Below are 22,705 nucleotides of genomic sequence, written 5' to 3' on the forward strand. Positions count from 1 at the left end.
ATGTTTATAAGTCGTAGATATTTTATACCTCATTCGTTGCGATTTTTTGCTAGTAAATGTCGCCAGTAAATATATCTCGATTATATTTAACTGGATAAAAAATAAAGGAAAGTACGTATTTATTTTACATTTTTATGTGTGATTATTCCGATTAAATTTATACCTTAGATTTTGGGTTTTATCAGCGATGTCTTCTTTGGATGCATGGCTGTACCGTAAGTGATTTTCTCACCATGATTTTTGACGATAAATACTAGTTTATCATTGAGATGTGTCTAGTGTTCTTTTGTGAAAATCCTAATTTTTTTGGAGGCTTTGTTGTTAGGTGACTTGTCATTTATAACTATTCATAAGTGTGAAGTTGGCGACGCAACATGAGAGGCCCCAATTGATATGACATCCTTCACAAACCAGCAATTACAGTCACTTATAGCGCAGCTGGATCAGTCGATTTATAGCCACGATCAGTGGTATAAGAATTTGCTACGTATTTTGATTACACATTTACCACCTGAAACGGCTGATTTATTGCCAGATGCCCACCGTCATTGTCGGTTTGGTCAATGGTATGAAAATTATCAGTCTTCGTTTATCAAAGAAAATCCGCTGTTTATTTCTCTTGGCGATGCACATGAAAAGATGCATCTCGGCGCCACTAAACTACTTCGGCGAGTATCTGATGGGCTGCCTATTTCCCCAAATGAATGGGATCACTTTGATAACTTGCTAGATCGGGTGCGCTTAGAGTTCCAAGCCTTAAGGCAAGAATTCGCCACTGCAGCACAAAATCGAGACCCTCTCACGGAAGCGCAAACCAGGGGGACTATGTTATCTGAGCTTCGCGAGCAAGACGCTTTGGCTAAGCGAGGGCGGCAAGAGTGTGCGCTTATCATGTTTGATCTAGACCATTTTAAGCGCGTCAATGATGCATATGGTCACGCGGCTGGCGACCTGGTGCTCGTCTCAGTGGTTAAATGCGTTAAGGCGCTTCTTCGCCCCTACGACAAAATTTACCGCTACGGTGGTGAAGAGTTTCTTATTTGCATGCCCAGCGCAAATTTAGAGGAGGCCACTCAAGTTGCTGAGCGTATGCGATCAGCTATTGCTCGACAGTCTATGCGCTACAATCAGGCAGCCGAGCCCTTGCAGGTGACAGCATCATTCGGTGTTGCGGCGCTGTCATCGCATCGAACAATTGAAGAGTCATTGGCTTGCGTCGACAGGGCAATGTATAGCGCAAAGGCTGCGGGCCGAAATTGCGTCATTGTTAATGGCTGAGTAATTTTAATCAGTATCTAATTTAGGCTCAGGCTGTTTTGCAATATAGATGCTTATGACGGCCGCAGCGCAAATCATCATGACACTCAGCCAGTGTATTTTTACAATAAGCAAGGCGCTAGTCAGTATCGTTATCCACAGCATGCCAATGATGAGAAATTTGACTCGCCGAGGAATGCCTTGGCCGTCTAGGTAGTAACGAATATATCTCCCCCACCAGCGGTGCTCGGTTAGCCACACATAAAAACGAGGAGAGCTGCGTAAAAAGCATGCGGCGCTGAGCAGCAAAAAGGGCGTAGTCGGTACCACGGGTAATAACAGACCAATCATACCTAAAACGAAGGAAATCCAGCCGATAATAAATAGCGTGTAGCGTATCACTGGATTGGGATGCTGCTGGGGTGTTTTCATCAATACTCGATCTGAATTGTTGCGTTGCAACTTTATCAAATATGCTTGCTTGGCGCGAAAGACATTTCGGGAGTACGTCGCAGTGTGTTCTTGTTGACTGCCTTAGGCACCCATTGTTCCCCGCTTGAATCTTCTAGTACCTAAATCTGCTTATAGCGACGCCATTGTCGTTTATTCACAGTTCATGATCGTTTTTGTCATGTACTTGATCAGCAGCGACATTGTTCGATTTCAGGCTCACAGAGATACTTCTTCCCACGCTGGTGAGTCGCGCAGCATGTTTATTGCGCAGCGCTCACCGAATTTAAACACGAAGGAGAGACCTGATGTCGTCATCGGCTGAAATTCTTAGCCAAGCCTTTACGCTAGGCTATACCTATACGCGGTCCACCGGGCCTATTGTGGGTCAGTTTTTGACCTCCTTGCGCGCTCGCAAAATGGTTGGCATTAAAGCCAGCGATGGCAAAGTCCTGGTGCCACCGGTGGAGTTTGATCCGGTTAGCGCCGCAGCTTTGACTGAATTTGTCGATGTGGCAGATGCAGGTGTAGTTAAGACGTGGTGCTGGGTTAAAGAACCTCGTAAAGCACATCCCAGTGATAAGCCATTCGCTTGGGCGATGATTCAACTGGACGGCGCAGACACACCAATGCTGCACTGGGTTGATGCCGGCGACGAAGCTGCAATGAGCACCGGTATGCGCGTAAAAGTGCGTTGGGCAGAAGAAACCAAGGGCTTGATGAGCGATGTGAATGGTTTTGTGCCTGAGGCGGTGGCGTTGTTGGGTGAGTTGAAGCCCGCGACGTCTGACGAGCAGATCACCGGTATGGAAGCGCCGATCTACCTTACCTACAACTTCACTGCCGGTAAGGCCACTGCACGTTATTTGCAGTCGATGAAAAAAGGTAAGTTGGTTGGCCAGCGCTGCCCAAATTGCCGCAATGTCTACATTCCACCACGTGGCTCTTGTGCCGCCTGTGGCGTACCGACTGAAGAAGAAGTGACTTTGGGTAATAAGGCCACCGTTGAGTCCTTCACCATTGTTTATATTCCTATCCCAGGTAACCCGATCAAGCCGCCTTACGTTATTGCCAACTTGGTATTAGACGGTGCGAACTTGAGCTTCCTGCATCTGCTCAGCGAATGCAAAAACGAGGACGTCCGTATAGGTATGCGCGTAGAAGCACTTTGGAAGCCAGAAGCAGAGTGGGGCTATGCCATGGAAAATATTCAGTACTTTAAGCCAATTGATGAGCCGGATGTGCCGGTAGATCAAATTGGCAAATTAATTGATGAGGGCCGATAAGATGCGTGATGTCGCGATAGTTGCCTTTGCGCAATCAAATTGCCAGCGCGACGCTGGTGCGCAAAACGAAGTTGAGCTGATTATGCCGGTGCTCACTGAAGTGTTTAAGCAAACCGGAATTAAAAGTGCTCAGGACGTGGATTTCACCTGTTCCGGTAGTTGTGACTACCAGCAGGGTGCGGCGTTCGCCTTTGTTGCTGGTGTTGACGCGCTTGGCGCGGTGCCGCCAATCAAAGAGTCGCATGTGGAAATGGATGCAGCGTGGGCGCTTTATGAAGCCTGGCTGAAAATCCAGATGGGTAGCGCTGAGTCAGCGCTGCTGTACGGGTTTGGTAAATCTTCTCCGGGTGAACTGCCGATAGTGCTGTCTCAGCAGCTTGATCCGTATTACCTCGCGCCACTGTGGGTAGACACCATTGCGTTTGCTGCGATGCAGGCGAGAACCATGCTCGATTCCGGTGAAATCACTGAAGCCGATATGGCAGAAGTAGTAGCGCGTTCGCGCAATAACGCCCTGAAAAATCCCCATGCACAATTGAAGGGTGATCAAACGGTAGCGGATTTGCTTAAAGAAGCGACCTACGTGTCACCTTTGCGTCGTCACGATTGCTGCCCAATTTCTGACGGTGCCTGCGCCATGATTATTTGCACTATCGAGAAAGCTGAAGAGTGGGGCAAGCCGTATGCGATTATCAAGGGGATCGATCATCGTATTGAGACTCACCATATTGGCTCGCGTGATTTAAGCCGTTCAGTATCAACTGAAATTGCAGGCAAAGCAGCGGGCGTGGCAAATGGGCCAGTGGATGTTGCTGAGCTTTACGCGCCGTTTAGTCACCAAGAAATTATTCTTAAAAAGGCCTTAGGTTTGGGTGATGACACAGTGATTAACCCGTCGGGCGGTGTGCTTGCTGGCAATGTCATGATGGCATCTGGGCTGTCGCGTATCGGTGAAGTTGCTATGCGAATTATCCGTGGTGAAGCAAAACGCGGTGTTGCCCACGCGACATCAGGTCCGTGCTTGCAACAAAACCTGATTACCGTACTGGAGGCGAAATAATGGCTCAGTTAGCTGCTGTTGTTGGCGTAGGCCAAACTAAATATAAAACCAAGCGCAAAGACGTATCTATTGCGGGTATGGTGAGAGAAGCTGCTGTTAACGCCCTGGAAGATGCGGGCTTAACATGGAATGACATTGACGCGGTGATTATTGGTAAAGCGCCAGATATGTTCGAAGGTGTGATCATGCCTGAGCTTTATCTGACCGATGCGCTGGGCTGTAATGGCAAGCCAATGCTGCGTGTTCACACGGCGGGTTCAGTGGGTGGCTCTACCGCCATCGTTGCTGCAACCTATGTGCAAAGTGGCGTGTTTAAACGCATTTTGACCGTGTCGTTTGAGAAGCAGTCTGAGTCTAATGCGATGTGGGCACTGTCAAATCCACAGCCGTTTTCTCCCCATTTAAATGCCGGTGCTGGTGGTTATTTTGCACCGATTATTCGCGAGTACATGCGCCGCTCGAATGCGCCGTATGATGCGGGTATAAAAGTTGCGGTAAAGGACCGTTTGCACGGCGCAAAGAATCCATTGGCGCATCTGCAACTACCTGAAATTACGATGAAGGAAGTAGAAGACAGCCCCATGTTGTGGGAACCGCTGCGTTTCTTAGAGGCTTGTCCATCGTCAGATGGTGCTTGCGCTATGGTTATCGCTAATGAGGAACTGGCAGCCAAGTCACCGCGTAAACCAGCGTGGATTCGCGGTGCCGCGATGCGCTCTGAACCAACCATGTACGCTGGTCGTGAGCAGGTTAACCCGCGCGCTGGTATTGATTGTGCCAAAGACGTGTATGCGCAGGCTGGTATCCACAATCCGCGTAAGGATCTTGATTGCGCGGAAGTCTATGTACCGTTTTCCTGGTACGAACCGATGTGGTTAGAAAACCTTGGCTTTGCCGATGAGGGTAAAGGTTGGGAATTAACGATGTCTGGCGCAACCTCATTGACTGAAGGCGGCGATATACCCTGGAATCCGTCTGGTGGTGTATTGTGTTCTAACCCGATTGGCGCGTCTGGGATGATTCGCTTTGCGGAAGCGGCACAACAGGTGCGTGGTGAAGCAGGTGATCATCAGGTTGATGGTGCTAAAACAGCACTGGGACACGCTTATGGCGGTGGTGCACAGTTTTACTCGATGTGGGTTGTCAGCTCAGAGAAAGCGTAATTAACTGAGTTTGCAAACTGGCTTCACAGTCTCGTCCCTTGGGAGGATGGTGACGCCAGTTTGCGCTTGGTACATTGGTGGAGTGTTTGTTTAGACTACGTTTTGCTAGCTTGTTAAACGAGCATTTCTCAATAAAAATCGACACTCGCTCAGAAAAAAATAAGGATAGAGAATATGGCTATGCATTTTAACCTCGCTGATTTGTTTGAAGCCGTTGCCGACAAAGTGCCGGAGCGCGAGGCGTTGGTTTGTGGTACTAGCCGCTGTAGTTATGCGGAGTTAGATGCCGGTGCTAACCAGATGGCACATTACCTTGCGTCGCAGGGTGTTAAAGCGGGTGATCACGTCGGCTTGTATATGTATAACTGCAACGAATATCTTGAGGCGATGTTAGCCTGCTTTAAGATTCGCGCAGTGCCGATCAATGTGAACTACCGCTATGTTAAAGATGAGCTGCTTTATATTTTCGACAACGCCGACATGGTTGCCTGTATTCATCATCGTGAATTCATTCCGGCGATTGCTGAAGTTCGCAGTGCTGCTAAAACCCTAAAGCTGTGTGTGTCAGTTGCTGATGCCAGCGAAGAACCACTGTCGTCAATTGGCGCTGTGGATTATCACACTGTTCGGGATACGCAGAATAAGGGGCGCGATTTTGGAGAGCGCTCTGGGGATGATTATTTCATTCTCTATACCGGTGGCACTACCGGTATGCCCAAGGGCGTAATGTGGCCGCACAAAAACGTATTTTTTGCCGCAATGGGAGGCGGCGGTCATTTTTCTCCGCTGGGCGCTTGTGAAAAGCCAGAGGACATGGCGAGCCGCGTGACCGAGCATCCGCTGCGTGGTATCGCACTGGCACCGCTGATGCACGGCGCGTCATGGTGGTACGCCTGTATTCAGTTATTGGCGGGCAATGCCTTAGTGCTAAATCATCAGCGCTCGTTTAATGGCGAAGCAGTGTGGCAAATTGTCGCCGATGAGAAAGTAAATGCGGTGCAGATAGTCGGCGACGCGATGGCAATTCCATTGTTGGATGCCTTGGAAGGCAATACTGACCGCTGGGACTTAAGTGCAGTATTTAACGTGGGTTCTGGCGGTGCAATTTTCTCAGATGCCAAGCAAGAGGCCTTTAAAAAGTACTTCCCCAATGTATTCATCACCAATAGCTTCGGTTCATCCGAAGGTGGTCAGATGGGGATGGATAATGGCAGCAAGAAAACTGCATCAGGCCTTGGTAATGTCAGCCGCACAGATTTCATGGACGTTATTATCGACGTAGAGGGTGAACCACGACGTCATGCCGAGTTAGGTGAAACTGGCATATTTGCCCGCGCAGGTTACATACCTAACGGTTACTACAACGACCCTGAAAAAACTGCAAAGACCTTTATTCAAGTTGATGGCAAAACCTGGTTGCTGACCGGCGATGCCGCCAAGCTAGAAGATGATGGCTCAATCACCGTGTTTGGGCGTGGATCAAATTGCATTAATAGCGGCGGTGAAAAGATATTCCCTGAAGAAGTGGAAGATGCACTGAAAGCTCACGACGGTATCTTTGATGCCTTGGTTGTTGGTGTCTCAGATGAACGCTGGGGAAGTCGTGTAAGTGCCATTATACAGCCACGCAAGGGTACTCAATTGAGCTTGGAGAATATTCAAGACCATTGCCGCAAGCATATTGCCGGCTACAAAGTGCCGCGTGAAATCCATCTTATCGACGAATTGCCCCGCGCTCCCAGTGGTAAACCTGACTATAAAACCGCAAAGGCGTTTGCTGAAAGCGGCAAGGGCGCAGTCGCTTAAACTAATTTTTATGGAGTTAAAATAATGGCAACCGAATTAGCCATCAGCACGAAGACGTGTATTGTTGAACAAGAAGGCAATGTCTTGATTGTCACGCTTAATCGACCAGAAGCGAAAAATGCCTTTAATCCAGAAATGCTATTGGGCTTGTATAAGGCGTGGCGCCTATTGGATGAAGATGACAATTTGTACTGCGCTATTCTTACCGCCAATGGCGATACGTTTTGCGCGGGTATGGATTTAAAAGTCGGCCCAGATGGCGACCAAGGCACCACCCAAGAATTTATGGATTTAATGGCGACGGTTCCAAACATTCACTGGCAGGCTTTGCTCCGTGAAAATCGTCCCTGCAAACCTTTGCTGCTTGCCGTTGAAGGCTATGCCTTGGCCGGTGGTACCGAGATTTTGCAAGGTACGGATATCCGCGTTGCCGCCGAAGACGCTATTTTTGGTGTGACCGAAGTGGCCCGTGGTTTATATCCGATGTCGGGTTCGACTATTCGTCTGCGTAAGCAAATTCCGTATTGTTTGGCCGCTGAAATTTTATTGCTGGGCGAACATGTTTCTGCGCAGCAAGCACTGGATTTCGGTTTAATCAATCGCGTGGTACCAAAGGGCGAAACCTTAAATGAGGCGAAAAAATTAGCGGAGAAAATTTGCGCTAATGGGCCCTTGGCCGTGAAAGCTGTGGTTCGCTCACTTCGTGAACATACCGAGCATTTGGCAGAAGACGAGGCGATGCAGAAATCTGATGAGTTGGCTGGGCCAGTGTTTGGCTCAAAAGACGCCAAAGAGGGTATGCGCGCCTTCAAAGAAAAACGTCCTGCAGTATTTACCGGCGAATAAACCTCCTCGTCACGCGGCGGAGTTCAGCTTCTGAATTTCCGTCGCGCTCCTTCCTTTTTCGTAGCACTCCGCTTAATACAAAGAGTACCGCCATGTCTGGTCCATTAACTGGTTTACGTATTATTGAAATGGCGGGTATCGGTCCTGCGCCCTACGCCTGCATGTTGTTGTCAGACCTCGGCGCGGAAGTGATTCGCGTTGATAGAACTAGCGGCGGTGGTTTAGGTGCTCATCCAGGTGACGTGACGGCACGGGGAAGAAAGTCAATCGCGGTAAATCTAAAAAGCCCAGAGGGTGTCGAGGTCGTTTTGCAGTTACTTGAATCTGCCGATGTCCTTATAGAATGCTTTCGCCCCGGTGTAATGGAAAAATTAGGCTTGGGGCCTGAGATCTGCGCGAAACGTAATCCTGCTCTTGTGTATGGCAGAATGACGGGGTGGGGGCAGGACGGCCCGATGGCTAAACAGGCGGGCCATGACCTTAATTACATTGCGATAACAGGGCTATTAGATAGCTTTGGTACGGTGGGCGAAGCGCCACCAACTCCGTTGAACGTCATCGGAGATTTGGGCGGTGGCTCAATGTTTCTATTACTCGGTGTGTTAGCTGCGTTATTGGAGCGCAAACAATCTGGGCTTGGACAAGTCGTCGATGCTGCAATATGCGACGGTACGGTGAGTTTGCTGAGTACCATTCATGGCTTAAAAGGTATTCAGTATTGGGATACTGAGCGCGAGCAAAACTTATTGGATGGCGGCGCGCCATTTTATCGAAGTTATTTGTGTAAGGATGGTCGCTCTATATCGGTTGGTGCAATAGAGCCGCAATTCTATACTCAGTTGCTAACAATTTTGGACTTGGATTTTGGTGGTAGCGACTACTTTGCACAAATGGACAAGGCTCAATGGCCAGCGCGCCGAGCGCAAATGGCGGCGCGAATTTTAGAGAAAACGCGGGATGAATGGGCCGCGTTGTTTGAAGGCAGTGATGCCTGCGTAGCGCCGATCTTAGATATGGATGAGGCTGAGCACTATGCTCACAATGTAGTTAGGAAAAACCTTGTCCGTCGAGACAATGTTTTGCAGTCCGCTCCAGCGCCGCGGTTTTCCCGAACACCGGGTGAGATTCAGCATTCTCCAGTCGCAGAAGGCGCTGACACCGTGTCTATAATGGCTGGCTTGGGGTGGAATGACGATGCAATAACGCAGTTTTTGAATAGCGGTGTAATTAAACAAACGGATTGAGATGATGAGCAAAACCTTAGAAGTGTTTAGTGACCTTGTTAAGGCGCGCCGTTCGGTACGCGCATTTTTGCCGGAGCCTCTAACACAGTCAGTTTTAGAATCGATATTCACACTCGCACAGCGCGCGCCATCTAACTGCAATACTCAGCCTTGGCAGATTGCTGTGGCGAGCGGTACAAGCATAGAGAATCTGCGTAGCAAGATTCCAACGGCGTTTAGTGCCGGTGAGTGGACTATGGATTTCCCTTACGATGGTAAATACGAGGGTGTGTACAAAGAGCGTCAATATAAGGCTGCGGCTGATTTGTACGATGCCATGGGTATTACCCGTGACAATAAAGTGGCGCGCAATGCGCAGTTCATGAAAAATTATGAATTCTTTGATGCACCTCATGTCGCTTTTTTATTCCTGCCAGAGGGTTTCGGCCTTCGTGAAGCTGCCGACTTGGGCATGTATGCCCAGACGCTTATGCTAAGTCTTAGTGCTCATGGTTTGGCCAGTTGCCCGCAAACGGCGCTGAGCTTCAATTGTGATTTAGTTAGGCAGGAACTCGACATTGATTCCAGCAATAAATTATTGTTTGGCATTTCTTTTGGTCATGAAGATACCACAAATTCCGCCAATGGCTGCCGCACCGAGAGAGCCGCGTTGGCGGACACTGTGACATTCTATAATTAGCACTAATATAGGGATAACCATGAGCGATACCGTACTGCAGCAACTCGATGATGACGGCGTTTTATTGCTGACTTTAAATCGACCTAACAAGAAAAATGCGTTCAATAACGAGCAGTGGCTAGCGTTTAGAGATGCCCTAGTAGCTGCCAGTGACAATCCGAAGGTGGCCTGCGTCGTGATTACTGGTGCAGGAAGAGATTTCTCATCTGGGGTTGATCTCAATGATTTCTCAGAGGCTGATGGTGAGCATCCATTTGAAATTTCAGCCAAAGCCCTGGTGGACTTCGATAAGCCGGTCGTCAGCGCGGCCCGCGGTGTTGCAGTGGGTGGCGGCGCGACTTTATTGCTGCATACCGATGTGGTGTACGTCGGCAGTAGTTTGCGTTTGCGCTTTCCGTTTACTGCCTTGGGCTTGGTGCCGGAGTGGGGCAGCAGCTATCAGTTGCAGGCCATTATTGGCGCACGTAAAGCCGCCGAACTAATGTATACCTCAGAGTGGGTAAATGCGGAAAAGGCCGTTGATTTAGGGATTGCCACTGCGACCTTTGGCGATGAAGAGGTCTTGGAACGCGCGATGGAAAAAGCGCGGGAAATTGCCCATTGGCCGATACCATCTCTAGTGGAAACTAAAAAGTTAATGCGTAGTGTGCACCGTGCGGCAATTCATTCTGCAATGGGCGGGGAGGCGGAAGGCATGTCTCGTTTGGCTGGAACACCGGAAAATATTGAAGCCGTTGTGGCGATTATGGAAAAACGCCCAGCAGATTTTAAACAGTTCCGTAAGTAATTGCGGGGGATTTGTAAAACTGCGCCGCTACAAATTGCGGCGCAGTATATTGGACGCTATAAACTTGTCGCAAGACGATAGGTTGAATCCAGTGCGCGTTTTACAATGTGCTTTTCTTCCGGAAGTTTATAAGAAATATCAGCTTTTTGAGCCTCGCGGAAGATAGGCATCTTTTCAAGCCTTTTTATAATGTCACCGACATTGCGGGTCGGATCAGCCATACTCTCCCAAAAATGTATCAAACGTTTGGTTTCGTCGCTACGTAAAGCCTGAATATTTAAATTTTCTACGCTGGGGCGTTACGGCGTGACTAGATAAGTGTGTGACCAAATTTGATATCAGCTATCGATGAGATTTTTCGCGTTTAAAACCGTTTTTCTGTCGTCACCCGCCATTGGTAGCTAGAAATGCCATCGCTACGATCTAAGGGTTTGACTAGGTCTACATGAAGAATGCCGTGAGAACCTTCTTCTTTGTTGCCGGTTCTTGTTGGAGAGAAGCGTAAGCCAACGCCAACGTCTTTCAGCCAGCCGAGGTCTTTGTTTGCTCCCGCAAGTGTTGGGTCGAAGGTGTCGCCCCAAGCGCGACCGGCGTCAAAGAATATCGCGGCGCCAGCATGGAATAGAGAGAACCATTCCTTTTCACCGAAAAAATGCTGCTCCATGGTGAATAGTACTTTGCGATCACCGGTTTGAAAGTGGCTGGGGTAACCACGCAGACCGTTGTCGCCATCTAAAACGATATTGTGATCTTGGTATAAGTTATAGCCTTTCATTCCTGATAGCTGGGTTAGAAATTGGCCATTGTGAATGTTTTTCCAGTACCAAGAAATTTCACTTTCTAAGACGCTATCCACTAGTCCGTGGTCGGTGTAGCGGCCACTAAAGCTGATCTCGTGCAATATCATATTGTTGTCGCCTAACATGGTGCCAACTTTGTTTTCTATTTCAAAAATAGTGCCGTCATCATTGCCACCGATATTTGATTTTGCATAGCCAAGGCGGGTGCGAAACTGATTTCCTAAATTAAAATATTCAGCGCGATTTATTTGCTGCACATTGGTGGTTTTAATATAGCCGTCGTAGATTTTTTGATACTCAATCCACATGCTGTCGTCTGACCTGTCCTCCGGCAGTTCAAAGAGTACAGGAGAATCGAGATCTTGACTGAATTCGTCTTCTATTTTGTCGACGCCGACAATTACACGGCGGGCGAACCTGTCGTCTGAGGAAAGCTTGTCTAGTCTCCGCCCATAATTCACCGAATTGACTATTTTGCGATGACCAAAGCTAGCGACCTCTTTACCGGCGATATAGTTCGACTCCGACAGCATGGTGTCGTCGTGGTTAATTTCCCCAGTCCACTTTGTACTTAAATCTAAGAATGGCCTATTAAGGGTGACACGCTTTTCGGTGCCATCATTGTTGTCTGAGTAGCGAATACGAAATTCACTATTATAGGCGCCGGTATTTGGGTCATGGTAGTCCAGTACACTTCCTGAGCGGACGTCATCGCTGAAGTGCATCAGCGACACCGCTTTACCCGTTCCTAGAAAGTTACTGTCTTCAAAGCCATAGCTCGAATTGCTATTGCCGCCCGAGCGGGAGAAGCTAAGTTTCGGTTTTAATGTCCAAACGTCGCGAACTTCGACTTTTACATTCGCATTGTTAGAGCAGGGGTCGATGGTCGTGGTAACGCTAGATTGGTTAAGGTAGCGACGGGTGTTAAGCGTTCGTTCGCTAGTATCTAGGAGGGTTTGATTTACTGGGTCGTTAACGTCAACAAGAATATCGTCTCGGACGACTTTTTTTCGTGTTGGAATATGAAGTCTATTCGCTAATCGAAATAGCCAGTTGTTTTCTTCGGGTTTACTCTCATCGAAAATCGGATTGACGACTATCTCTACCGACTCAATTTTCCCGGTTTTGCTTTTTGCGGATGGGTCTGTTTCAGTGTTGCTGATCGCGTCAATGCGCTGTGAACTACCTGTTTCCTCTTCCTTGATAGTGTCTGTGTCAATGCAGTCATATTGAATGTCGCCATTATCATTTTCTTCGGCGGAAACGATAGCACTTCCACTTAGGCTGAATGCGGCGACCAGAACCAGCAGTGGAGCTTTATAACGCATGACCGGCCTACCTATTTATTATCACTACGATATAGGTAAGCTAGCGCTCAATACTTAAGCATTACTTAAGAAGTGAGGGGCATTTGAAATAAAATAATGTTTAGTACCTTGTTACGGGTGATGGTGGTGAGCTTTAACTGCCTCGCTTTTTACGCATGATACCTTCCTGCGCGCTACTGGCGACTAATCTGCCCTTGCGGTCGTATATTTTCCCGCGCACAAATCCGCGTCCGTTTGATGCGCTAGGGCTGTCCATGTCGTAGAGCAGCCAGTCATTAAAGTCGAAAGGTCGGTGGAACCACATGCTGTGGTCAATGGTTGCCATACGCATCTCTTCTGTTAAGAAGGACACTTCATGGGGTTGGCTGGCCGTAGCCAGAAAGAAAAAGTCAGAGGCATAGGCGAGCATATAATTGTGTATGCTCTGGTCGTCCGGCAGGCGACCATTGGGTCTCATCCATGTTTGTTTGACGGGTTGACCTTTGTAGGGGTTTTTGAGGTCGTAATATTCTACGGAACGAAAATCGATGGCACGTACCGCGTTAAATTTGGGCAACCACTCCTCAGGGGCGAAGCGCAGATCTTCCTCGCGCAGCTCTAACTCTTGGGGTAAGTCGTCTGGTGGCGGCACGACTGGCATAACGCTTTGGTGATCGTAACTGTCGATATTTAGCTGAAACGAACTTGTCATAAAAAAGATGGTTTGTCCGCGCTGAACGGCTTTCACTCGGCGGTTAGATATTGTGCCAGCGTCGAGGTTGCTTTCTACCTCAAAGATGATGGGGTACTCGGGATTTCCAGGCCGGAGGAAGTAGCTGTGAAAAGAGTGTATATGGCGCTCTGGAGATACTTGTTGGGCCGCGGCTGATAAGGCTTGTGCGATAACTTGCCCGCCATATACTCGACCCCAATCGGTATCCTCTGATTGACCGCGATAGATGTTTTCGTCAATTTTTTCGAGTGTTAAGAGGTCAATAAGGGTTTTAAGTCCGTCAGACATGCAGGCTCCTGTTGGCCACGGGCCAGAATACGGTAATGTATTGTGGGCTATTCTTCTCTAAGGAGAGGCGTTAAAACCGCCCTCACTTCCTTGGGGATACTTACTGGTCGATTCGTTTTTCGGTCAACATAGACATGCACAAAGCTACCCATAGCCGATGCATTTATTTCGTCGTTTCGAAACAAGCCAGTTTGATAGCGCACACTGCTATTGCCCAGATGTACCACTTTTAAGCCGATAGTGACAAGGTCGGGGAAACTCACGGCAGAAAAGTAGCGACATTGGGTTTCAATGACTAAGCCAATGGCTGGGCTATTGGCTACATCCAATACGCCGCTATTAATCAGGTGTTGATTTACCGCCGTATCGAAAAAGGAATAATACACGACGTTGTTGACGTGTTGATACACATCGTTGTCGTGCCAGCGGGTTTGAATTTCTGAAAAATAGGGGAAATCACTGCGGGTGGGAATGGCGGGCTTGTCGCTCACAAAGCCTCCTTATAAAGTGCGATGGCGTCTGCTAGGTGAATTTCTCGTGGGTTGTTAATCAAAAGGCGGGTCTGCTTCATGGCATCTTCCGCGAGCAGCGCAACATCGCTTTCAGTGATGCCTACCTCCCTCAACGTTTCGGCAATACCTAGCTCCTTGGGCAACTCTTTAAAATAATTTAAAAGCGATGTTGCTCTGGTTTGTGGATTACCAACCGCCGCAGGAAACACCACATCTGCCAATTCCGCGTAGAGATGCTCCGCGTCTCTCAAATTGAAGCGCAGCACCGCGTTGAGCATGAGTGAATTAGACAGGCCATGGGGTACGTGAAAGCGCGCGCCTACAGGGTAAGCTAGTGCGTGTACACCGCCGACCGGCGCATTGGCAAATGCCATACCGGCTAAGCAGGAGCCAAGCAGCATGTTTTCTCGCGCTTGAATATTCTCTCCGTGTTGACATGCCGTATGAATGTTGGAAGCCAATAGGCGAAGGGCGTCTTTGGCGAGGCTGTCTGAGATAGGATTTTTAAGGCGTTTGCTAGTGAAGGCTTCGATGGCATGAACCATCGCATCAATACCCGTAGCTGCAGTAATACTACTGGGTAGGCCTAGGGTGAGCTCGGCATCTAAAAGTGCGATATCTGGAAGTAATAATGGCGATACTACCCCCTTTTTTTCATTCTCCCCAGTAGTCACGATGGCGATCGCGGTAACCTCTGAGCCTGTACCGGCTGTTGTGGGTACAAGTATCAGCGGTAGTCTTTGACCCTGCGCCGCATTGACTCCATAAATATCGTTAAGACGTTGACCAGTATTTGCTAATAATGCGATTAGCTTGGCAACGTCCATAGAGCTGCCGCCGCCAAACCCGATAATACAGTCGGCTTTGCAGAGCTTTGCGGCAGCAACACCTCGTTCAATAACGGATTCTGGCGGGTCGGCCACCACATCGGGAAACACGGAAATAGGAATGTTAAACTCGGCAAAATTTGCGAGCGTTGCGCTTAGTAAACCGGCGTTGACAACGCCATTGTCGCTAATCAGTAAGACAGACTGGTAATTCATTTCGCGAATGCGTTCAGCTAAACGAGCTGCAGATCCGCGTTCAACAATAATCGATTTAGTGGTGTGAAACTCAAAGGCTTTCATAAACGTTTGCCCGGATGTCGATGCGATGTTTTACGTTATTATGCTGTAACGCCTGTGCCTAAAATGTAAGGCGGCGGTGTTTGCACAATGTTAGCATGCCAAACATTATAGTGTAGTGGGGAAATAGGTCTATGCCTGAGTCCGTAAAGGGTTCCCCGCCGGGAATATATTGAAGGCTATATTGAACATTTATGCTTTTTGATGACGAATCAACTAAGTTAGTCCCTGTGCCGCGTAAGGGTGTTGACGGGCAGCGCCCGTGGACGGTGAATAGCTCTGCAATAAGTACTCTGTTTCAGGCGGCAAAATCCTTAGGTGCGGATATTGATTCGCTCTCCGCTCAAGTGGGGATTTCATCTAAAGATTTGCTTGACGGAGAAAAGCGTTTTCCCGTGGCAGATTTGCTCAGTTTGTATTGCGTTGTGGCGCGATCTACAAACACGCCTGATATTGGATTGTATGTTGGGCGTATCGACTATATAAATCGCCTCAACCTCCAATTATATGCCTGCTCCGCCTGCGGAACGTTTCGTGAATACCTGAATGTTATGCCCAGTGTATTGCGAATTGTAGGCGATATTGGCGAGGTTAAAGTGCGTCGGGAGGAGCAGTTTATTCGTCTGGATTGGCAGCCCCTGGCCGTGGCAACCAACTCCCAACGTTTCTTGTCTGACTCGTCTCTGGGCGTTGCCGCGGCCATTGTTAATTCCGTGTGCGTGCAGCCCATTCCGGTACGGGCTGCGCATTTCAGCTACGCTCAACCGCAGAATTTAAGTTTACTCACGCAGCAGTTTGGCCAGAATCTGCTATTCGATCAGCCGGTTAGCTGTTTATACCTCGACCGAGAGTGCCTAGATTACCCGCTTATCGGTTTAGATGCCGACTGGGGGCAGGTATTGGCACAGCCAATTCGCCATCTATTTGAGAACAGCAGTGAGATTAATGACTTTATTATCACTCTGCGTAAGACCCTGTTGCGACTGTTGCCCAGCGGTGACATGGGCGTAGATAAGGTCGCCGCAGCGCTGAATATTTCCCGCCGCACGCTACAGCGTCGCTTGGCCGAGCAGGGGACTCAGTTTTTGCAGATACTGCAGGAGCTACGCGCAGAACTTGCACAGCAATACTTGGGTGATGAGCGTCTGAGTATTACCGATATTGCCTTTTTACTCGGCTATATGGATCAAAGCTCATTTTCAGCTGCCTTTCGTGGTTGGTATGGACTGTCCCCGCGGGAATTCCGTAAAAAGTAATGACCCAATATGGCACGAAATCCCGAGTTTCTGGCACCAATACCCAAGCCATAAATATCAGTACCTATAGACTAAGCCGATAGCAATAAATTAAAAAAGGTATCGGCATGTCCCTCAACTTTGATAGTGCACGTTTGTTTAATCCCCATTTACGGCCGGAGCATGAGGAGTGGCGAACTCAGCTTAGAAAATGGCTGGAAAAGGAAGTTGTGCCCTTTCTGGATGATTGGGAAGAAGCCGGCAAAATACCCGATGAGCTATGGCAAAAAGCGGCTGAGATCGGGGTAATGCAAATGGGCTACCCTGAAGCCTATGGCGGAATCTCTGAAGGTATCGATCAGTGGCACGTCAATATCACCAATGAAGAGTTTACCCGTGCCGGCTCTGCTGGCGGTTTAATCAGTAACTTACTCATTCATGGCATTGGTCTGCCGCCGGTCATGAACTACGGTAGCGATGCGCTCAAACAAATGGTGGCACCGCTGGTATTAGCGGGTGAAAAACGAATTTCACTGGGTATTACCGAACCCTCTGGCGGCTCAGATGTGGCAAATATCACGACCACTGCGGTGCGGGATGGCGATCACTACATTGTGAACGGCAGCAAGACCTTTATTTCTGGGGTGATGGGCGCCGACTGGGTGTCTACGGCAGTGCGCACCGGAGGCGAAGGGGGGCGCGGTGTTTCTATGCTGCTAATACCCACTGACTTGCCCGGTGTTGCAAGAACTCCTCTAGACAGGAAGCAGGGTTGGTGGTGCGCTGATACCGGCACTATTTATTTCGACAATGTGCGGGTGCCAGTGGAGAATTTACTCGGTGAAGAAGGCCAGGGCTTCTGGGTCATTATGACCAACTTTAACCCAGAGCGACTAAGTTTAGCGGTAACCATGGAGGCCGCTGCGCGGGCGTGTTTAGAAGACGCGGTTGAATGGGCGCAGCAACGTAAGACCTTTGGTAAACGCTTGGCCGATCACCAGGTAATTCGCCATAAAATTGCGACCATGAAGCAAAAAATCAATGCGACCCAAACTTATCTGCAGTATTTAACACAAGCCTATCTAGAAGGTCGATGCGATCCTGGTGATTTAGCGATGGCGAAAGTTCAGGCCAGTGAAACCATGGAATATTGCGCCCGCGAGGCCAGCCAAATTTTAGGCGGCGCAAGTTACTTGCGTGGCAATCGCGTTGAACGTTTTTATCGGGAGGTTCGCGTAAACGCCATCGGCGGTGGATCTGAAGAAATCATGCGTGACCTTGCCGCGCGCCAATACAAGCTGTAATAGGACGCATTATGAAATCAGTAAAACCGCCTAAACTCTGGCATTGCTATACCGCGCGCTCGCTTAGGGCTCTATGGGCGCTTGAGGAAATGGATATTGAGTATGAGCTTGAGGTGTTGGCCTTTCCCCCGCGCATGTTTCAACGGGAGTTTTTAGAGGTCAACTCCTTGGGCACCGTACCGTATTTTGTAGACGGCGATACCCATATGACCGAGTCTTCAGCAATTGGCCTGTATTTGGTTGAACGCTACCAGCGCTATGATTTTGGACTAAGGGTAGATCATGCAGAATACGGTGACTATCTGAATTGGCTGTTTCATAGCGATGCGACGTTGACGTTTCCTCAAACGCTGGTGTTGCGCTATTCCCAGCTAGAGCCAATGGATCGTCGCCAGCCACAGGTTGTTGAGGACTACTACAAATGGTTCTTAGCACGTCTCAAACGTTTGAATGCGCATATAGCAGACCGCGAGTTTTTATGTGATAACCGATTTACCGTTGCAGATATTGCGATTGCTTATGCGCTGTATCTAGGTGATGGTCTGGGCTTGTCGCAGTTTTATGAGCCGCAGGTGCTGGACTACTTTAAACGTATGACCGCGAGACCGGCGTTTCAAAAGGTGGAATCCATGGGTAAAGAACACTCTTTGTTTTCGCCGACCCCTTATCCATTTGAAAATGTGCCCGACTTATTCGCCTAACGTCTGAAAATTATAATTAGTATTTACGGAGTGACACATGATTCTGACCGAAGAACACGAAGCGATTCGCCAAACCACCGCAAAGTTTATTGATAGTGAAATTAATCCCTACGCGGACAAGTGGGAAGCTGAGGGTATTTTCCCCGCCCATGAACTTTTCAAAAAAATGGGTGATCTCGGTCTACTTGGTATCTGCAAACCCACCGAGTATGGCGGTATGGGTTTGGACTACAGCTATCAAATCGTGTTCTCTGAGGAGTTGGGCCGCATCGCAACCGGCGGCGTGTCTATGGGGATTGGTGTCCAAACGGATATGGCAACACCAGCTTTGGCGCGCTTTGGTAGCGACGAGCTACGTAAAGAATTTCTTGTTCCGGCAATTAGCGGCGAAGCGGTGTTTTCTATAGCGGTGAGTGAACCCCATGCTGGTTCTGATGTGGCCGCTATTAAAACAACGGCAAAGAAAGATGGCGACGATTACGTCATCAATGGCTCTAAAATGTGGATAACCAACTCCACCCAAGCGGATTATTTTTGTCTACTGGCTAACACCAGTGACGATAAACCACACCTCAATAAATCGTTGATTGTTGTGCCGAGCAATACGCCGGGCATTTCGTTTTCTGAAAAATTAGACAAACTGGGCATGCGCTCATCAGATACCGCACAGGTTTTTTTCGACAATGTGCGAGTACCGCAACGCAATCTTATTGGTGAAGAAGGCCACGGCTTTATCTATCAAATGCTGCAGTTCCAAGAGGAGCGCCTATTCGCCGCCGCAGGTAGTTTAAAGGCAATGGAAGAGTGTATTAATAAAACTATCGACTACACCCGCGAGCGCAAAATATTTGGTCAGTCAGTATTAGATAACCAAGTCGTGCATTTTCGACTGGCGGAACTGCAAACAGAAGTAGAAGCACTCCGCGCGCTTACCTTTGATGCGGTAGAAGGTTATATCAACGGAACCGACGTTACCCGAAAAGCCTCAATGGCGAAACTTAAAGCGGGACGTTTACTCCGTGAAGTAACCGACAGCTGCATGCAGTACTGGGGCGGTATGGGCTATATGTGGGACAACCCCATCGCCCGTGCCTACCGCGACACCCGTTTAACCTCGATCGGTGGAGGCGCCGATGAAGTGATGCTGAGCATTATTTGTAAGACTATGGGAACCTTGCCCAGCCGTAAAAAGTAGCTTGTGTTGATGTTTCTATCTGGCTCATAGAGCCAGTTAGCTTTTCTACGCGATACGTGCCTATTCTATTCGCGTCTGACTGGCCGGGAGGTTCTTTTTCTGTCCTTAGACGGCCTAGCCGAATGCTGTCCGCCAGGCCGACAGTCTCAAGACACTTTCTACACGCCATGTGCCTTTATTTAAGCGATTTTTTTACCAATAACTTGGCCAGCAGTTTACCTATATGACAGTCGGAAAGTACTGGGAGTGTTTGGCTCTAGCGTCACATTAGCGGTCAGTCATCGTAGCCGGGGGAGTCCAAGTAAAGCTGCCAATCTCGTATTCAGCAGCATTGCGCTCACTAATACTGGCGGAATTCACTTAAGTAATTGATTTTTCTTGATAAGCGATTATGCTCATGGCTAAGGGATTCCACATCGAATGCAGGATGCACACATATGAAAAAAACATTTCAGACTTACTATCCTCCTGATTTAAATAGAATTATCCTGCTTAATCACCTCAAACCTTCGTTTCGCCGTGTACACGAGTTATAAAGCGCAACGCATTTGAATTCACTGTTATGTGTAAAAAGGAGAAAAGCAATGACTGTTAGCGATTGCATCTTGCTGCTTTCAGCAATCATTGTTGTGGTTGGCTGGTTCGTGAATAGCTATTTGAATCGAAGGCACGAGATAGCAAAAAAGCGGATAGATCACAGACTGGAGACTTTAAAAAGCTATCTCTCCTTCTTTATAGAGGCTCAAAAATCTAAGTCTCTAGATGGTTTTAATGATGTCCAAGTATCGTTCTATTTATATGGGTATGACGACGAAATTGAACTGGTTGAGAAAATTACCTCCATTGTTACTACAAAACCGGATAATCCGGAATGGCTGAAGCTGTTGACCGATCTGAGTATATTGGTCAGGAATCGGTTAAGGAAACAACTAGGTCTTCCAAAAGTGAAAAAACCGTGAATCACATAACAATGCAAATTCACTCGGACGGCAAAAAGCGCCGCTCCTTCGTCGCTATGCTTTTGGCCGCCGGTGATTTGCGGCGTTATGGGGCAACAACTAAGAGAATATGAATAAGCTATTTGCCGTAATTCTAATCACTTTATCTAGTTCAGCTTTCTCTGCGACTTTAACGCAAAAGGATCTGATTGGGAGTTGGGTGCCGAGCGAACAGGTTCCAACAAGTCGTGAAGTGGTAAAATACAACCTGACAGTCAGTCAGGATTTATCAGCCACCTATAAATCAACTGGCAAGCAATCTTTCGAGCTGGCTTGCAAGCATATGCCTAGTGCTACCCAGCAAAGTGTTTTCGTGTTCTATTGCTACTTGAAAGGGCAGCACTTGATCACATTAAGTTTAAGTGGCTGGGTGAAAAAAGGTGCGGAGAAAATGGCCTATGGATACGAGTACTGGCTTGGTTCGCCAGAACCGGGTAGCACATACGGCGGGGTACCAGTTAGTTTTGTGCCAGCCCGCCCATAACAAGCAAAGGCAGCCGACGCATACTGCGCGGCTGCTTTGAGCGTTATGTAACCACCCGAAAATTCCGGTGGACGAAGCTGTATTTGATTTTAAGGTGACTATGTTTGATCTACGTAGACTTTACTTAGAAAATCCTCAAAAACATGATGAGCTATCTGCCTTTCACTGGTTCACGAAAGCTATATGTCTCGAGTACGAAAGTTTAGATCTCACCGAGAGGCCGGACTTTATAATCGTTTCGGATCAGAGAAAAATAGGTATTGAAATTACACTTGCTGAGCGTAATTCCTCATCGAGAAAATATTCCTCTCAACAAATAGAAGCTGAGCAGACGAAGTTTTCTGAAAATTTGCTTCAGTCAATCAATCCAAAAATCCCCCTGGACGTTGGCTTAATTTTTGAGGATGGTGTAGTGGTTGATACAAAACAAATTAAAGGAGTTAGAAAGGCTCTTGCGCAGAGTATAAATGAGATTTCCGTAAATATGACTCCCCACTCTGTGGAGCTGATTGTGAGATCTGAAGAGGACATGTGCCGTAGCAATCATAGGAAGCACATTTTTCCTGACCTCCCTAAATTCCTGCAACATATTCAATTGCTTAACGACGGCCATACAGAATCAGTTGTGACCGGAGCTAGGGGATGTATTCTTGATACATTTACGGAAGCTGACATATCGTCAATATTAGAGAAGAAGCACCGGGCTCTTATTGGGTACCAGAAGTGTGATGAGCAGTGGCTTGTAATAGTTTCGGGGCCGGTGCCTCCTCTCTTTGTGGAGCATGATAGTCGGCCAAAAGTACTTCTTGCATCCATCGCAACCAGTTACGCTGGAATTGATGCCAAACTGCCGTTAAAGTCAAATTTTGAAAATGTGTACTTTTTTAACAGCCCTACTCATGCCACATTACTTACATAACAAGGTTGTCAAATTGACAGTTTTTCCGTCGCTCCTTTTTGTGCTAAATAGCACAAAAAGGCTCCTCCAAAACCGCAATTTACAACGGCGTTATGCATTTCCCCCACATATATGAACGTAACTGAATTTTCAAAACGTGTCGGATTGAACCCACATACGGTGAGATACTACGACAAAATTGGCTTATTAGACGATGTACATCGACTATCTAATGGCCACCGGTCATTCTCTGAGAAAGATGTGACATGGATTGAATTTGTACAAAGATTAAAAAACACTGGCATGCCTCTTGAAAAAATACTTGAGTATGCATTGTTAAGGAAAAAAGGTAGTGAGACTTTGGCTCAGCGAAAAGAATTACTCGCAGAGCACTCAAGCAATCTACAACAGCGAATTTCCTTGGAAAAGCAACACCTTAAAAAACTGTGTGAAAAAATAGAGCTTTATCAGTCCGCCCTGGAAGGAAAAACATCACTTGACTGAGAGTAAACTCTAAGGCTTAGCCTAGTTGATAGAGTGAAACAGCG

23 protein-coding genes are annotated in these 22,705 nt (G+C 47.9%); 17 read left to right on the forward strand and 6 right to left on the reverse strand.

Annotated elements, in window-relative coordinates; all coding sequences use genetic code 11:
• The first annotated feature begins 393 nt into the window (after window positions 1-393).
• Window positions 394-1,278 (forward strand): diguanylate cyclase, encoded by an 885-nt coding sequence (locus O9X78_RS12390; RefSeq protein WP_269620011.1) that lies wholly within the window; start codon window positions 394-396, stop codon window positions 1,276-1,278.
• Between the two features lie 6 nt (window positions 1,279-1,284).
• On the opposite strand, the gene O9X78_RS12395 is transcribed toward O9X78_RS12390, so the two are convergent.
• Entirely contained in the window at window positions 1,285-1,689 is a 405-nt protein-coding gene (locus tag O9X78_RS12395) for a YbaN family protein (RefSeq protein WP_269620012.1), read from the reverse strand.
• A gap of 326 nt (window positions 1,690-2,015) precedes the next feature.
• Here O9X78_RS12395 and O9X78_RS12400 point away from each other — a divergent pair, with 326 nt between their 5' ends.
• The 8 genes from O9X78_RS12400 to O9X78_RS12435 all read left to right on the forward strand — a co-directional run bounded on the left by O9X78_RS12400 (window position 2,016) and on the right by O9X78_RS12435 (window position 10,578).
• Window positions 2,016-2,993 (forward strand): Zn-ribbon domain-containing OB-fold protein, encoded by a 978-nt coding sequence (locus tag O9X78_RS12400; protein WP_269620013.1) that lies wholly within the window; start codon window positions 2,016-2,018, stop codon window positions 2,991-2,993.
• On the forward strand, window positions 2,980-4,053 hold the full coding sequence (locus O9X78_RS12405; RefSeq protein WP_269620014.1) for a thiolase family protein: 1,074 nt from the start codon (window positions 2,980-2,982) through the stop codon (window positions 4,051-4,053). Before O9X78_RS12400 ends, O9X78_RS12405 begins: the two co-directional genes overlap by 14 nt.
• Window positions 4,053-5,216, forward strand: a complete 1,164-nt coding sequence (locus tag O9X78_RS12410) for a thiolase family protein (RefSeq protein ID WP_269620015.1) — start codon at window positions 4,053-4,055, stop codon at window positions 5,214-5,216. The genes O9X78_RS12405 and O9X78_RS12410 overlap by 1 nt, the downstream gene beginning before the upstream one ends.
• A 174-nt stretch (window positions 5,217-5,390) precedes the next feature.
• Window positions 5,391-7,022 (forward strand): acyl-CoA synthetase, encoded by a 1,632-nt coding sequence (locus tag O9X78_RS12415; RefSeq protein WP_269620016.1) that lies wholly within the window; start codon window positions 5,391-5,393, stop codon window positions 7,020-7,022.
• Between the two features lie 24 nt (window positions 7,023-7,046).
• On the forward strand, window positions 7,047-7,868 hold the full coding sequence (locus tag O9X78_RS12420; RefSeq protein ID WP_269620017.1) for a crotonase/enoyl-CoA hydratase family protein: 822 nt from the start codon (window positions 7,047-7,049) through the stop codon (window positions 7,866-7,868).
• 92 nt (window positions 7,869-7,960) lie between these two features.
• A complete protein-coding gene (locus tag O9X78_RS12425) occupies window positions 7,961-9,112 on the forward strand; it encodes a CaiB/BaiF CoA transferase family protein (RefSeq protein ID WP_269620018.1) in 1,152 nt (383 codons plus the stop codon).
• 4 nt (window positions 9,113-9,116) lie between these two features.
• Entirely contained in the window at window positions 9,117-9,791 is a 675-nt protein-coding gene (locus O9X78_RS12430; RefSeq protein WP_269620019.1) for a nitroreductase, read from the forward strand.
• Between the two features lie 19 nt (window positions 9,792-9,810).
• Entirely contained in the window at window positions 9,811-10,578 is a 768-nt protein-coding gene (locus O9X78_RS12435) for an enoyl-CoA hydratase-related protein (RefSeq protein ID WP_269620020.1), read from the forward strand.
• Window positions 10,579-10,634: 56 nt separating this feature from the next.
• On the opposite strand, the gene O9X78_RS12440 is transcribed toward O9X78_RS12435, so the two are convergent.
• From O9X78_RS12440 to O9X78_RS12460, 5 genes are all read right to left on the reverse strand, one after another.
• A complete protein-coding gene (locus O9X78_RS12440) occupies window positions 10,635-10,799 on the reverse strand; it encodes a hypothetical protein (RefSeq protein WP_269620021.1) in 165 nt (54 codons plus the stop codon).
• Between the two features lie 143 nt (window positions 10,800-10,942).
• Complete coding sequence (locus tag O9X78_RS12445; protein ID WP_269620022.1) at window positions 10,943-12,706, reverse strand: BamA/TamA family outer membrane protein; 1,764 nt, start codon at window positions 12,704-12,706, stop codon at window positions 10,943-10,945.
• Window positions 12,707-12,839: 133 nt separating this feature from the next.
• Window positions 12,840-13,706, reverse strand: a complete 867-nt coding sequence (locus tag O9X78_RS12450) for an acyl-CoA thioesterase domain-containing protein (protein WP_269620023.1) — start codon at window positions 13,704-13,706, stop codon at window positions 12,840-12,842.
• 47 nt (window positions 13,707-13,753) lie between these two features.
• A complete protein-coding gene (locus O9X78_RS12455; RefSeq protein ID WP_269620024.1) occupies window positions 13,754-14,197 on the reverse strand; it encodes an acyl-CoA thioesterase in 444 nt (147 codons plus the stop codon).
• On the reverse strand, window positions 14,194-15,345 hold the full coding sequence (locus tag O9X78_RS12460; protein ID WP_269620025.1) for an iron-containing alcohol dehydrogenase: 1,152 nt from the start codon (window positions 15,343-15,345) through the stop codon (window positions 14,194-14,196). Before O9X78_RS12460 ends, O9X78_RS12455 begins: the two co-directional genes overlap by 4 nt.
• 191 nt (window positions 15,346-15,536) lie before the next feature.
• Here O9X78_RS12460 and O9X78_RS12465 point away from each other — a divergent pair, with 191 nt between their 5' ends.
• The 8 genes from O9X78_RS12465 (at window position 15,537) to O9X78_RS12500 (ending at window position 22,661) form a co-directional block, all read left to right on the forward strand.
• On the forward strand, window positions 15,537-16,598 hold the full coding sequence (locus O9X78_RS12465) for an AraC family transcriptional regulator (RefSeq protein ID WP_269620026.1): 1,062 nt from the start codon (window positions 15,537-15,539) through the stop codon (window positions 16,596-16,598).
• A 107-nt stretch (window positions 16,599-16,705) separates the two neighbouring features.
• Complete coding sequence (locus O9X78_RS12470; RefSeq protein WP_269620028.1) at window positions 16,706-17,881, forward strand: acyl-CoA dehydrogenase family protein; 1,176 nt, start codon at window positions 16,706-16,708, stop codon at window positions 17,879-17,881.
• An 11-nt stretch (window positions 17,882-17,892) separates the two neighbouring features.
• On the forward strand, window positions 17,893-18,582 hold the full coding sequence (locus O9X78_RS12475; RefSeq protein WP_269620029.1) for a glutathione S-transferase family protein: 690 nt from the start codon (window positions 17,893-17,895) through the stop codon (window positions 18,580-18,582).
• A 37-nt stretch (window positions 18,583-18,619) separates the two neighbouring features.
• The gene (locus O9X78_RS12480; protein WP_269620030.1) at window positions 18,620-19,777 is read left to right on the forward strand and encodes an acyl-CoA dehydrogenase family protein; all 1,158 of its coding nucleotides are present in this window, start codon (window positions 18,620-18,622) and stop codon (window positions 19,775-19,777) included.
• A gap of 584 nt (window positions 19,778-20,361) precedes the next feature.
• Window positions 20,362-20,736, forward strand: a complete 375-nt coding sequence (locus tag O9X78_RS12485) for a hypothetical protein (RefSeq protein ID WP_269620031.1) — start codon at window positions 20,362-20,364, stop codon at window positions 20,734-20,736.
• Window positions 20,737-20,845: 109 nt separating this feature from the next.
• The gene (locus tag O9X78_RS12490; RefSeq protein WP_269620032.1) at window positions 20,846-21,259 is read left to right on the forward strand and encodes a hypothetical protein; all 414 of its coding nucleotides are present in this window, start codon (window positions 20,846-20,848) and stop codon (window positions 21,257-21,259) included.
• Between the two features lie 67 nt (window positions 21,260-21,326).
• Window positions 21,327-22,178: a hypothetical protein gene (locus O9X78_RS12495; protein ID WP_269620033.1), complete on the forward strand. Its 852-nt coding sequence runs from the start codon at window positions 21,327-21,329 to the stop codon at window positions 22,176-22,178.
• 111 nt (window positions 22,179-22,289) lie between these two features.
• On the forward strand, window positions 22,290-22,661 hold the full coding sequence (locus O9X78_RS12500) for a MerR family transcriptional regulator (RefSeq protein ID WP_269620034.1): 372 nt from the start codon (window positions 22,290-22,292) through the stop codon (window positions 22,659-22,661).
• The last annotated feature ends 44 nt before the right edge of the window (window positions 22,662-22,705 follow it).

Source organism: Zhongshania aquatica, from assembly GCF_027257955.1.
GTDB lineage: Bacteria > Pseudomonadota > Gammaproteobacteria > Pseudomonadales > Spongiibacteraceae > Spongiibacter > Spongiibacter aquatica.

Bases quoted from the DNA above. Each gene is read 5' to 3' on its own strand.
- O9X78_RS12395 (WP_269620012.1), bottom strand. From the start codon at position 1,689: ATGAAAACACCCCAGCAGCATCCCAATCCAGTGATACGCTACACGCTA.
- O9X78_RS12390 (WP_269620011.1), top strand. From the start codon at position 394: ATGACATCCTTCACAAACCAGCAATTACAGTCACTTATAGCGCAGCTG.
- O9X78_RS12480 (WP_269620030.1), top strand. From the start codon at position 18,620: ATGATTCTGACCGAAGAACACGAAGCGATTCGCCAAACCACCGCAAAG.
- O9X78_RS12410 (WP_269620015.1), top strand. From the start codon at position 4,053: ATGGCTCAGTTAGCTGCTGTTGTTGGCGTAGGCCAAACTAAATATAAA.
- O9X78_RS12400 (WP_269620013.1), top strand. From the start codon at position 2,016: ATGTCGTCATCGGCTGAAATTCTTAGCCAAGCCTTTACGCTAGGCTAT.
- O9X78_RS12470 (WP_269620028.1), top strand. From the start codon at position 16,706: ATGTCCCTCAACTTTGATAGTGCACGTTTGTTTAATCCCCATTTACGG.
- O9X78_RS12440 (WP_269620021.1), bottom strand. From the start codon at position 10,799: ATGGCTGATCCGACCCGCAATGTCGGTGACATTATAAAAAGGCTTGAA.
- O9X78_RS12500 (WP_269620034.1), top strand. From the start codon at position 22,290: ATGAACGTAACTGAATTTTCAAAACGTGTCGGATTGAACCCACATACG.
- O9X78_RS12405 (WP_269620014.1), top strand. From the start codon at position 2,980: ATGAGGGCCGATAAGATGCGTGATGTCGCGATAGTTGCCTTTGCGCAA.
- O9X78_RS12445 (WP_269620022.1), bottom strand. From the start codon at position 12,706: ATGCGTTATAAAGCTCCACTGCTGGTTCTGGTCGCCGCATTCAGCCTA.
- O9X78_RS12485 (WP_269620031.1), top strand. From the start codon at position 20,362: ATGACTGTTAGCGATTGCATCTTGCTGCTTTCAGCAATCATTGTTGTG.
- O9X78_RS12430 (WP_269620019.1), top strand. From the start codon at position 9,117: ATGAGCAAAACCTTAGAAGTGTTTAGTGACCTTGTTAAGGCGCGCCGT.
- O9X78_RS12490 (WP_269620032.1), top strand. From the start codon at position 20,846: ATGAATAAGCTATTTGCCGTAATTCTAATCACTTTATCTAGTTCAGCT.
- O9X78_RS12420 (WP_269620017.1), top strand. From the start codon at position 7,047: ATGGCAACCGAATTAGCCATCAGCACGAAGACGTGTATTGTTGAACAA.
- O9X78_RS12460 (WP_269620025.1), bottom strand. From the start codon at position 15,345: ATGAAAGCCTTTGAGTTTCACACCACTAAATCGATTATTGTTGAACGC.
- O9X78_RS12435 (WP_269620020.1), top strand. From the start codon at position 9,811: ATGAGCGATACCGTACTGCAGCAACTCGATGATGACGGCGTTTTATTG.
- O9X78_RS12475 (WP_269620029.1), top strand. From the start codon at position 17,893: ATGAAATCAGTAAAACCGCCTAAACTCTGGCATTGCTATACCGCGCGC.
- O9X78_RS12425 (WP_269620018.1), top strand. From the start codon at position 7,961: ATGTCTGGTCCATTAACTGGTTTACGTATTATTGAAATGGCGGGTATC.
- O9X78_RS12450 (WP_269620023.1), bottom strand. From the start codon at position 13,706: ATGTCTGACGGACTTAAAACCCTTATTGACCTCTTAACACTCGAAAAA.
- O9X78_RS12415 (WP_269620016.1), top strand. From the start codon at position 5,391: ATGGCTATGCATTTTAACCTCGCTGATTTGTTTGAAGCCGTTGCCGAC.
- O9X78_RS12465 (WP_269620026.1), top strand. From the start codon at position 15,537: ATGCTTTTTGATGACGAATCAACTAAGTTAGTCCCTGTGCCGCGTAAG.